The 10,417-nt window shown below is 62.0% G+C and carries 9 protein-coding genes and 4 tRNA genes; all 13 read right to left on the bottom strand.

All coding sequences use genetic code 11. From position 1 onward, the window contains the following. Window positions 1-72 precede the first annotated feature (72 nt). Window positions 73-4,179, bottom strand: a complete 4,107-nt coding sequence (rpoB, locus tag KHN96_RS17335) for a DNA-directed RNA polymerase subunit beta (protein WP_045785065.1) — start codon at window positions 4,177-4,179, stop codon at window positions 73-75. 442 nt (window positions 4,180-4,621) lie between these two features. Further along, window positions 4,622-4,999 carry a 50S ribosomal protein L7/L12 gene (rplL, locus tag KHN96_RS17330; RefSeq protein ID WP_045785066.1) on the bottom strand — a complete coding sequence of 126 codons (378 nt, stop codon included), beginning with the start codon at window positions 4,997-4,999 and terminating at the stop codon, window positions 4,622-4,624. A gap of 64 nt (window positions 5,000-5,063) precedes the next feature. Further along, the gene (gene rplJ / locus KHN96_RS17325) at window positions 5,064-5,564 is read right to left on the bottom strand and encodes a 50S ribosomal protein L10 (protein ID WP_045785067.1); all 501 of its coding nucleotides are present in this window, start codon (window positions 5,562-5,564) and stop codon (window positions 5,064-5,066) included. 374 nt (window positions 5,565-5,938) lie between these two features. Beyond that, a complete protein-coding gene (gene rplA / locus KHN96_RS17320; RefSeq protein ID WP_045785068.1) occupies window positions 5,939-6,634 on the bottom strand; it encodes a 50S ribosomal protein L1 in 696 nt (231 codons plus the stop codon). A gap of 2 nt (window positions 6,635-6,636) precedes the next feature. Next, a complete protein-coding gene (gene rplK / locus KHN96_RS17315; protein ID WP_045785069.1) occupies window positions 6,637-7,068 on the bottom strand; it encodes a 50S ribosomal protein L11 in 432 nt (143 codons plus the stop codon). 176 nt (window positions 7,069-7,244) lie between these two features. Further along, window positions 7,245-7,829: a transcription termination/antitermination protein NusG gene (nusG, locus tag KHN96_RS17310; protein WP_045785070.1), complete on the bottom strand. Its 585-nt coding sequence runs from the start codon at window positions 7,827-7,829 to the stop codon at window positions 7,245-7,247. 12 nt (window positions 7,830-7,841) lie between these two features. After that, complete coding sequence (gene secE / locus KHN96_RS17305; RefSeq protein ID WP_062739627.1) at window positions 7,842-8,222, bottom strand: preprotein translocase subunit SecE; 381 nt, start codon at window positions 8,220-8,222, stop codon at window positions 7,842-7,844. A 57-nt stretch (window positions 8,223-8,279) separates the two neighbouring features. Next, a tRNA-Trp gene (locus KHN96_RS17300) sits at window positions 8,280-8,355 on the bottom strand. Between the two features lie 88 nt (window positions 8,356-8,443). Then, the gene (tuf, locus tag KHN96_RS17295; RefSeq protein ID WP_045785052.1) at window positions 8,444-9,634 is read right to left on the bottom strand and encodes an elongation factor Tu; all 1,191 of its coding nucleotides are present in this window, start codon (window positions 9,632-9,634) and stop codon (window positions 8,444-8,446) included. A 43-nt stretch (window positions 9,635-9,677) separates the two neighbouring features. After that, window positions 9,678-9,752 (bottom strand) — tRNA-Thr (locus tag KHN96_RS17290). Between the two features lie 18 nt (window positions 9,753-9,770). After that, a tRNA-Gly gene (locus tag KHN96_RS17285) sits at window positions 9,771-9,844 on the bottom strand. 58 nt (window positions 9,845-9,902) lie between these two features. After that, window positions 9,903-9,988: transfer RNA gene (locus KHN96_RS17280), tRNA-Tyr, on the bottom strand. Window positions 9,989-10,027: 39 nt separating this feature from the next. Next, window positions 10,028-10,417, bottom strand: a 390-nt coding sequence (locus KHN96_RS17275) for a hypothetical protein (RefSeq protein ID WP_211888726.1), incomplete at its 5' end; no start/stop codon positions are given.

Here is a 10,417-nt window from a genome sequence, read left to right as displayed (position 1 = left end):
CTAAATCTTCGTCAATGGCTGCTGTTACCGGAGCGCGGCAATCGTGCTGCCGCGCCCCCATCGCATCGGCGCTCAGTTGCGCTCGAGGTCGATGTCGATACCCAGCGAGCGGATTTCCTTCACCAGCACGTTGAACGACTCCGGCATGCCGGCATCGATCGAGTGCTCGCCCTTGACGATGTTCTCGTACACCTTGGTCCGGCCGTTCACGTCATCCGACTTCACGGTCAGCATTTCCTGCAGCACGTACGACGCGCCGTACGCTTCCAGCGCCCACACTTCCATTTCACCGAAACGCTGGCCACCGAACTGGGCCTTACCGCCCAGCGGCTGCTGTGTCACCAGCGAGTACGGACCGGTCGAACGCGCATGCATCTTGTCGTCGACCAGGTGGTGCAGCTTCAGCATGTGCATCACGCCCAGCGTGACCGGACGCTCGAAGGCTTCACCGGTTCGACCGTCGTACAGCGTGACCTGCTGCTTGGAAGCGGTCAGGCCCTTTTCCTTGGCGATGTCGTCCGGGTAGGCCAGATCCAGCATGCGCTTGATCTCGTCCTCGTGCGCACCGTCGAACACCGGTGTCGCAAACGGCACGCCCTTCTTCAGGTTCTCGGCCAGCTCCAGGATCTCAGCGTCCGACAGGCTGTCCAGATCTTCGGTCTTGCCGCTTTCGTTGTAGATCTGGTTCAGCAGCTTGCGGATCTCGGCAGCCTTGGCTTGCGCCTTCAGCATGTTGCCGATGCGCTCGCCCAGGCCGCGTGCGGCCCAGCCCAGGTGGGTCTCGAGAATCTGGCCCACGTTCATCCGCGAAGGCACGCCCAGCGGGTTCAGCACGATGTCTGCCGGCGTACCGTCAGCCATGTACGGCATGTCTTCGATCGGGGTGATCTTCGACACGACACCCTTGTTACCGTGACGGCCTGCCATCTTGTCGCCAGGCTGCAGTCGACGCTTCACGGCCAGGTACACCTTGACCATCTTGATCACGCCCGGCGGCAGTTCGTCGCCTTGCGTGAGCTTCTTGCGCTTCTCTTCAAACGCGAGGTCGAAGTCGTGACGCTTCTGCTCGATGGCTTCCTTCACGGCTTCGAGCTGGGTGGCCACGTCGTCGTCCGCCGGGCGGATGTCGAACCAGTGCCACTTGTCGAGGTCGTCCAGGTATTCCTTCGTGAGCGCGGTGCCCTTGGCCAGCTTCTTCGGACCACCGTTGGCCACCTTGCCGATCAGCAGACGCTCCAGACGCTGGAAGGCATCGCCTTCCACGATACGCAGCTGGTCGTTCAGGTCGAGGCGGTAGCGCTTCAGCTCTTCGTCGATGATGGACTGGGCACGCTTGTCGCGCGTCACGCCTTCACGCGTGAAGACCTGCACGTCGATCACGGTACCGCTCATGCCCGAAGGCACGCGCAGCGAGGTGTCCTTCACGTCGGACGCCTTCTCGCCGAAGATCGCACGCAGCAGCTTTTCTTCCGGCGTCAGTTGGGTCTCGCCCTTGGGCGTGACCTTGCCGACCAGCACGTCGCCAGCTTCGACTTCCGCGCCGATGTACGTGATGCCCGATTCGTCCAGGCGAGCCAGCTGCGCCTCGGCCAGGTTCGAGATGTCGCGCGTGATTTCTTCCGGTCCAAGCTTCGTGTCGCGGGCCACGACCGACAGTTCCTCGATGTGGATCGAGGTGTAGCGGTCTTCGGCCACCACGCGCTCCGAGATCAGGATCGAATCCTCGAAGTTGTAGCCGTTCCAGGGCATGAACGCGACCAGCATGTTCTGGCCGAGCGCGAGCTCGCCCAGGTCGGTCGAGGCGCCGTCGGCGATCACGTCGCCGCGGGCCACGTGGTCGCCCACCTTGACCATCGGACGCTGGTTGATGTTCGTGTTCTGGTTCGAACGCGTGTACTTGATCAGGTTGTAGATATCCACGCCGACTTCACCGGCCACGGCTTCGTCGTCGTTTACGCGGATCACCACGCGGTTGGCATCGACATAGTCGACGACGCCGCCGCGCGTGGCCTGCACGGCCGTACCCGAGTCGACCGCAACGGTGCGCTCGATGCCGGTACCGACCAGCGGCTTGTCCGCACGCAGGCAAGGCACGGCCTGGCGCTGCATGTTTGCGCCCATCAGTGCACGGTTCGCGTCATCGTGCTCAAGGAACGGCACCAGGGAGGCTGCAGCCGACACGATCTGCGACGGCGCCACGTCGATGTACTGCACGCGGTCCGGCGTGACCATGCGGGTCTCACGCTCGCTGCCTTCACGCGCCGACACCAGTTCGTCGATCAGGTTGCCGTCCTCGTCCACCGTCGCGTTGGCCTGCGCCACCACGTACTTGCCTTCCTCGATGGCCGACAGGTAATGCACTTCGTCGGTCACCTTGCCGTTCTCGACCTTGCGGTACGGCGTTTCGAGGAAGCCGTAGTCGTTCAGGCGTGCATACAGTGCCAGCGAGTTGATCAGACCAATGTTCGGGCCTTCCGGCGTTTCGATCGGGCACACGCGGCCGTAGTGGGTCGGGTGCACGTCGCGGACTTCAAAGCCCGCACGCTCGCGCGTCAGACCGCCCGGACCCAGTGCCGAAATACGACGCTTGTGCGTGACTTCCGACAGCGGGTTGGTCTGGTCCATGAACTGCGACAGCTGCGACGAACCGAAGAACTCGCGGATCGCCGACGAAATCGGCTTCGAGTTGATCAGGTCGTGCGGCATCAGGTTTTCCGTCTCGGCCTGGCCCAGACGTTCCTTCACGGCACGCTCCACGCGCGACAGACCTGCGCGGAACTGATTTTCCGCCAGTTCGCCGACGCAGCGCACGCGACGGTTGCCGAGGTGGTCGATATCGTCGACTTCACCCTTGCCGTTGCGCAGGTTCACCAGCAGCTTGATCGTGTCGAGGATGTCCTCATCCGTGAGCACCATCGGGCCGTCGCCGGTCGGGCGGTTCAGGCGGCTGTTGACCTTCATGCGGCCCACGCGCGACAGATCGTACGAATCTTCGCTGTAGAACAGACGCTGGAACAGCGCTTCGACAGCGTCTTCGGTCGGCGGCTCGCCGGGGCGCATCATGCGGTAGATGGCGATGCGCGCGGCGGTCTGGTCGGCGGTGTCGTCGGTGCGCAGCGTGGACGAGATGTACGGACCCTGATCCAGATCGTTCGTGTACAGGGTCTGGATTTCCTTCACGTCGGCGTCGCGCAGCTTCTCGAGCACGGCTTCGGTGAGTTCGTCGTTGGCGTTGGCCAGGACTTCGCCGGTATCCGGATCGACGATGTTCTTCGCCAGCACGCGGCCGAGCAGGTAGTCTTCCGGCACGCTGATCAGCTTGGTGCCGGCCGCGTCCAGGTCACGGATGTGCTTGGCGTTGATGCGCTTGTCCTTCTCGACGACGACCTTGCCGTTCTTGTCGGTAATGTCGAAGCGAGCGACTTCACCGCGCAGACGCTCGGGCACGAATTCCATCAGCGCGCCTTCGCTCTTTAGCGTGAAGTTGTCGAACACGAAGAAGTGCGCCAGGATCTGCTCGGGCGTCAGGCCGATCGACTTCAGCAGGATCGTCACCGGCATCTTGCGGCGGCGGTCGACGCGGAAGTACAGGATGTCCTTCGGGTCGAATTCGAAGTCGAGCCACGAGCCGCGGTACGGAATGATCCGCGCCGAGAACAGCAGTTTGCCCGAGCTGTGCGTCTTGCCCTTGTCGTGCTCGAAGAACACGCCCGGCGAGCGGTGCAGCTGGGACACGATCACACGTTCCGTGCCGTTGATCACGAACGAGCCGGTGGACGTCATGAGCGGGATTTCGCCCATGTAGACTTCCTGCTCCTTGATCTCCTTGACCTTGGTGGGGTTCTCGCGGTCGTTGATGATCAGGCGCACTTTTGCGCGCAGCGCCGAGTGATAGGTCAGACCACGCTGCTGACATTCCTTGACGTCAAACGGCGGGTTGGACAGGTGGTACGACACGAACTCCATGCGTGCCAGCCCGTTGTGCGACACGATGGGGAAAATGGCGTTGAACGCCGCTTGCAGGCCTTCGTTCTTGCGCTGTGCCACAGGCACGTTTTCTTGCAGGAACTGGGTATACGATTGAATCTGGGTGGCAAGCAGGAAGGGAACCTGATGAACCGTTGCGCGCTTCGCGAAACTCTTGCGAATACGCTTTTTCTCGGTAAAGCTGTACGCCATGGGATCTCCGAATCATCGCAAGCGCAGACGGACGGGCGAAGGTCACGACCAACACTTGAGGTGTTCAGCGACTGGTGACGGGATTTGGCGGTTGGCCGCTACCAACCTCTGGCTGACGGTACTGCGCGCGCCGCCCGCACATGCACCCATGGAGCGCATGCCACGGACGGGGGAGCACCCGACCAAACTTGCCTTCTGCAGTCGGTTCAGAAGACAAACATCAGCGGACTGCGAACTGCCTAGTGTGCCACTGATGTTTGGCCTCTGCTGGCCTGGCTCAGACCTGCGACCGGATATCCGGTAAAAGAGACTCCAAGCCGACTTATCGCGTGATTGCGGGATCGCTCAACAACCGGTCCCACAAGCGCAAAAAGGCTGGCGCCGGGAAATGTCCCTTTGCCAGCCTCCGTCGCGTACCGGATGCGGCACGCGAGACCTGCACTTACTTGGCTTCGGCTTCCGCGCCGGCTTCCACCAGCTTCTTCACCAGCTCGTCGGCAGTCTTCTTGTCGACGCCTTCCTTCACGGGCTTCGGTGCGCCATCGACCAGGTCCTTGGCTTCCTTCAGGCCCAGGCCGGTGATTTCACGCACGGCCTTGATGACGCCAACCTTGTTCGCGCCGGCGCTCTTCAGCGTCACGGTGAATTCGGTTTGCTCTTCCGCCGCAGCAGCGGCGCCGCCAGCAGCAGCCGGGCCGGCCACTGCCACTGCAGCTGCCGACACGCCAAACTTCTCTTCGAACGCCTTGACCAGGTCGTTCAGTTCCATCACGGACATCGCGCCAACGGCTTCCAGGATGTCGTCTTTGGTGATTGCCATTTGAATAACTCCAGAATGTGATTCGGTATCGATCGTGCGATCTGTGCGAGGTATTCGCGGCCGATTAGGCTGCGGCGCCTTCGCCTTGCTTTTCGGCCAGCGCAGCCAGGGCACGGGCGAAGCCCGACACCGGCGCCTGCATGACGAACAGCAGCTTGCTGAGCAGTTCTTCGCGGCTCGGGATCGTTGCCAGGGCCTTCACGCCGTTGACATCGAGCACCTTGCCATCGTACGAACCGGCGCGCAGCACCAGCTTGTCATTGCCCTTGGCGAAATCGTTCAGCACCTTGGCCGGGGCCACTGCGTCTTCGGAAATACCGTAGATCAGCGGGCCGGTCAGTTGCTCGGCGAGTTCGGCAAACGGCGTGCCTTCCACAGCGCGGCGAGCCAGCGTGTTCTTCAGAACGCGCAGGTAGACGCCTTGCTGGCGTGCTTGCGCACGCAGCTTGGTCAGATCGCCAACCGTGATACCGCGATATTCAGCAACGACGATGGTCGAGGCCTTGGCGACTTGCGCCGTTACCTCGGCCACGACGGCCTTCTTATCTTCGAGATTGAGTGCCACGGTTAAGCTCCAAAACGACGTTGGCTCCCGCGGATGCAGCGGTCGCCTCGGTCAGTCCAAAAGTACGGCGTCCGATTGGCACAAATCACTTCGGCAATACCAAAGTCACTCATTCCCTTCGGGGGCGCCATCTGCGTTGGCTGCAGCGCGGTGCGTTGCCACGCCGCGTCGCGATTAAGGCGCCGGCTCCAACCAAGGAGCCCGTCACCGCCAACGGTCTTTGATAACCAGCGGCATCTGTCTGTTCGTACAAACATCTGCCGCTGCCCAAAGTTCTTCCCTGAAGCTGCCAGGGACCGCGCGGCCGGAGCCACGCAGAGAAACAGCAAACGCCGGGATGGTTATCGGGTCACCCGGCGCGAATGATCGAACGATCAGGCGGCCAGGGTCGCCTGGTCGATGCGCACGCCCACGCCCATCGTCGACGAGACGGCGATCTTGCGCAGGTACACCCCCTTGCTCGATGCCGGCTTGGCCTTGTTCAGCGCATCCAGCAGTGCTGCCAGATTGCTCTTCAGAGCAGCCGGCTCAAACGAGCGGCGGCCGATGGTTGCGTGGACGATCCCGGCCTTGTCGACGCGGAATTGCACCTGACCCGCCTTGGCGTTCTTCACGGCGGTCGCGACGTCCGGCGTCACGGTACCGACCTTCGGGTTCGGCATCAGGCCGCGCGGGCCGAGGATCTGACCCAGCGTACCGACGATACGCATCGTGTCGGGCGAAGCGATCACGACGTCGAAATCCATGTTGCCAGCCTTGATCTGCTCAGCCAGGTCTTCCATGCCGACGATCTCTGCGCCAGCCGCCTTGGCTTGCTCAGCCTTGTCGCCCTGGGCGAACACGGCCACGCGAACCGACTTGCCAGTACCAGCGGGCAGGACCACCGAGCCGCGAACGACTTGGTCCGACTTCTTGGCGTCGATGCCCAGTTGCACGGCCACGTCGATGGATTCATCGAACTTGGCGCTCGCGCATTCCTTGACGAGGCTCAGCGCTTCGTCGATCGGGTAGAACTTGGTGCGCTCCACCTTGGCCTTGTTTGCGGCCACGCGCTTCGAAATCTTTGCCATGATTACAGGCCCTCCACCGTGATACCCATCGAACGGGCGCTGCCGGCGATCGTACGCACGGCGGCGTCGAGATCCGCTGCGGTCAGGTCCGCGTTCTTCGCCTTGGCGATCTCTTCAGCCTGGGCGCGGGTGATCTTGCCGACCTTGTCGGTATGCGGCTTCGACGAACCCTTCTGGATGCCAGCAGCCTTCTTGATGAGCACGGTCGCCGGCGGCGACTTCATGACGAAGGTGAAGCTCTTGTCGGCGTAGGCGGTGATCACCACCGGCACCGGCAAGCCCGGTTCCATGCCTTGAGTCTGCGCGTTGAACGCCTTGCAGAACTCCATGATGTTCAGACCGCGCTGACCCAGGGCCGGGCCGACGGGCGGGGACGGATTTGCTTTACCAGCCGGGATCTGCAGCTTGATAAAGCCAATAATCTTCTTGGCCATCTTGACTCCAATCCGGATTGCCAAGCGTCAACGCGAGAGCAATCCTGTTGAGTGGTAACGCATCAGCACAAGACTGACGCTCCTCTGTTGGCGCAGGCGGCCTTGCCGCCGTTGCCCGCCGCATCCGCTGGATCCGGCGACTGGCACAACGGGTTCTCCCCGCCGCACCGAATTCCTTATACCTTTTCGACCTGGCCGAACTCGAGCTCGACCGGTGTCGCTCGACCGAAGATCGTCACGGAAACGCGCAGGCGCGACTTCTCGTAGTTGACTTCCTCGACGTTGCCGTTGAAGTCGGTGAACGGGCCCTCCTTCACGCGCACCATCTCGCCCACCTCGAACAACGTCTTCGGACGCGGCTTCTCGACCCCTTCTTGGATCTGAGCCATGATCTTGTCGACCTCACCCTTGGAGATCGGCGAGGGCCGGTTGCCCGACCCCCCGATGAAGCCCGTCACCTTGGACGTGTTCTTGACCAAGTGCCACGTTTCATCCGTCATCTCCATTTCAACGAAGACATAGCCCGGAAACAGGCGGCGCTCGGTGACAGTCTTCCGACCGCTCTTGTTCTCCATGACCTCTTCTGACGGCACCAGAATCTGGCCGAACAGGTGTTGCAGGCCTTCGCGATCAATGCGCTCCTGCAGCGCGCGTTGCACACTCTTCTCCATGCCCGAGTAGGCATGCACGACATACCAGCGCTTCTTTGAGGCCGGCGCGGAAGAATCCGTCGACGTGTCGTTCGCTACGTTATCCGTCATGGCTTCACCCGATTATTTCCAGCCCAGCACGAGCGAGAAGATCACCCACTCGATGAGCTTGTCCGCAGACCAGAGGAACACAGCCATGATCACCACAAAGGCGAACACCAAACCGGTCATCTGCCCCGCTTCCTTGCGCGTCGGCCAGACGACCTTGCGAACTTCGCGGTACGACTCGCGGGCAAATTCGATAAAGCTCTGCCCAGGCGCGGACACCAGGGCAACGCCGGCACCCAGCACCAGCCCGCCGATCAGCGAGGCTGCGCGGACATAGCTCGGTTGCTGTGCGAGCAGGTAAAAACCGATCACCCCGGCGACCACCAGCAGGACCGCCACGACCAGCAGCCACTTGCCGCTGGCGGTGTTGACGGTTTCGACGTTCGGATTGGCCATGTTTCCCAAACGAGACTAAGCCGCGTGGCGCCATATCGCGCTACGCGGCTGATGAATTGGCAGGGGCAGAGGGAATCGAACCCCCAACCTTCGGTTTTGGAGACCGACGCTCTGCCAGTTGAGCTATACCCCTAAAACAGCTTTGGGGTTGCCGTGCGGTCAACCCCACTCTGGCACTTCACGTGCGGCCGGTTGGCAGCCGCACGGAAGAGTTACAGCACTTACTCGATGATCTTGGCGACGACGCCGGCGCCGACGGTACGGCCGCCTTCACGGATGGCGAAGCGCAGGCCTTCTTCCATGGCGATCGGGGCGATCAGCTTGACGGTGATCGACACGTTGTCGCCCGGCATGACCATTTCCTTGTCCTTCGGCAGCTCGATCGAGCCGGTCACGTCGGTCGTACGGAAGTAGAACTGCGGACGGTAGTTGTTGAAGAACGGGGTGTGACGACCGCCTTCGTCCTTGGACAGGATGTAGACCTCGCCCGTGAAGTGCGTGTGCGGGGTGATCGAACCCGGCTTGGCGAGCACCTGGCCACGCTCGACGTCTTCACGCTTCGTGCCGCGCAGCAGGATACCGACGTTGTCGCCTGCCTGACCTTGGTCGAGCAGCTTGCGGAACATTTCGACGCCCGTGCAGGTGGTCTTCTGCGTGGCCTTGATACCGACGATTTCGATTTCCTCGCCGACCTTGATCACGCCGCGCTCGATACGGCCGGTCACCACGGTGCCGCGGCCCGAGATCGAGAACACGTCTTCCACCGGCATCAGGAACGTGCCGTCCACGGCGCGCTCCGGCGTCGGGATGTACGAGTCCAGCGCGTCGGCCAGGTTCATGATCGCCACCTCACCCAGCTCGCCCTTGTCGCCTTCCAGCGCCAGCTTGGCCGAGCCCTTGATGATCGGGGTGTCGTCGCCCGGGAATTCGTACTTCGAGAGCAGCTCGCGCACTTCCATTTCCACCAGCTCGAGCAGCTCGGCGTCGTCCACCATGTCGCACTTGTTCAGGAAGACGATGATGTACGGCACGCCAACCTGGCGGGCCAGCAGGATGTGCTCACGCGTTTGCGGCATCGGGCCGTCCGCGGCCGAGCACACCAGGATGGCGCCGTCCATCTGGGCGGCACCGGTGATCATGTTCTTGACGTAGTCGGCGTGGCCCGGGCAGTCAACGTGCGCGTAGTGGCGGTTGGCCGTTTCGTACTCGATGTGTGCGGTGTTGATCGTGATGCCGCGTGCCTTTTCTTCCGGCGCTGCGTCGATTTCGTCGTACTTCTTCGCTTCGCCACCGAACTTGCTCGACAGCACGGTCGCGATCGCTGCGGTCAGCGTCGTCTTGCCGTGGTCAACGTGACCAATCGTCCCAACGTTCACGTGCGGCTTGGTCCGCTCGAACTTTTCCTTTGCCATGTCGCGACTCCTGTCTCGGTAGCGATTTGCGGTGGTGGATGCGTGGTGCCCATGGGCAGGATCGAACTGCCGACCTCTCCCTTACCAAGGGAGTGCTCTACCACTGAGCCACATGGGCGAAACGTCTAACAGCGAATGGAGCGGGTGAAGGGAATCGAACCCTCGTCGTAAGCTTGGAAGGCTTCTGCTCTACCATTGAGCTACACCCGCCTGGGTTACTTCTTCCCTTGCCGCTCGGCCCATGCGGACCGAACTCACTGCTTAATTCTGGTGGAGAGGGTTGGATTCGAACCAACGTAGGCGTAAGCCAACAGATTTACAGTCTGCCCCCTTTAGCCACTCGGGCACCTCTCCGAAGAGAACTTGCGATTATGGGACCATCAGGACACCTTGTCAAGCAATCTTGATGAAATCCCAGCATGGCCGGCCGCGGAATGCGTTTTCATTCCTCAATGGCCGCGGATAGGGCATCGGCCCACAAGAGAGAAACTCCAATGGCAATGGAGCAGCGGGCCTGCGACAGCGACGACAGCACAGGAATACAGCAGAGCTGTCACGCACAATCCAGTGGGCATGGCGATCATGCGCCACCAGCATTTTGTCGAACATCAGCGCCGGCGTGGGGGGCAGGCGCCCGTCCTGCCGGTCCACCTCAACGCGCCCGCGCGAAACGTAGACGCCACAATCGACCCGACGTTGGGGGCGGAGGATTTTTCGTTCATGCTGCAGGAGAGGCCTGGGTGTTTTGCGTTCATCGGCAACGGTGACGGGGATCACCGAGAG

It is taken from the genome of Ralstonia mannitolilytica, assembly GCF_905397375.1.
Lineage (GTDB): Bacteria > Pseudomonadota > Gammaproteobacteria > Burkholderiales > Burkholderiaceae > Ralstonia > Ralstonia mannitolilytica.
Note: the sequence above shows the minus strand (reverse complement) of the source record. Positions and strands in the feature narration are given on the sequence as shown.

Coding starts and splice junctions, on each gene's coding strand:
- nusG (WP_045785070.1), bottom strand. CDS start 7,829: ATGACGGATAACGTAGCGAACGACACGTCGACGGATTCTTCCGCGCCG.
- rpoB (WP_045785065.1), bottom strand. CDS start 4,179: ATGGCGTACAGCTTTACCGAGAAAAAGCGTATTCGCAAGAGTTTCGCG.
- rplL (WP_045785066.1), bottom strand. CDS start 4,999: ATGGCAATCACCAAAGACGACATCCTGGAAGCCGTTGGCGCGATGTCC.
- tuf (WP_045785052.1), bottom strand. CDS start 9,634: ATGGCAAAGGAAAAGTTCGAGCGGACCAAGCCGCACGTGAACGTTGGG.
- rplA (WP_045785068.1), bottom strand. CDS start 6,634: ATGGCAAAGATTTCGAAGCGCGTGGCCGCAAACAAGGCCAAGGTGGAG.
- secE (WP_062739627.1), bottom strand. CDS start 8,222: ATGGCCAATCCGAACGTCGAAACCGTCAACACCGCCAGCGGCAAGTGG.
- rplK (WP_045785069.1), bottom strand. CDS start 7,068: ATGGCCAAGAAGATTATTGGCTTTATCAAGCTGCAGATCCCGGCTGGT.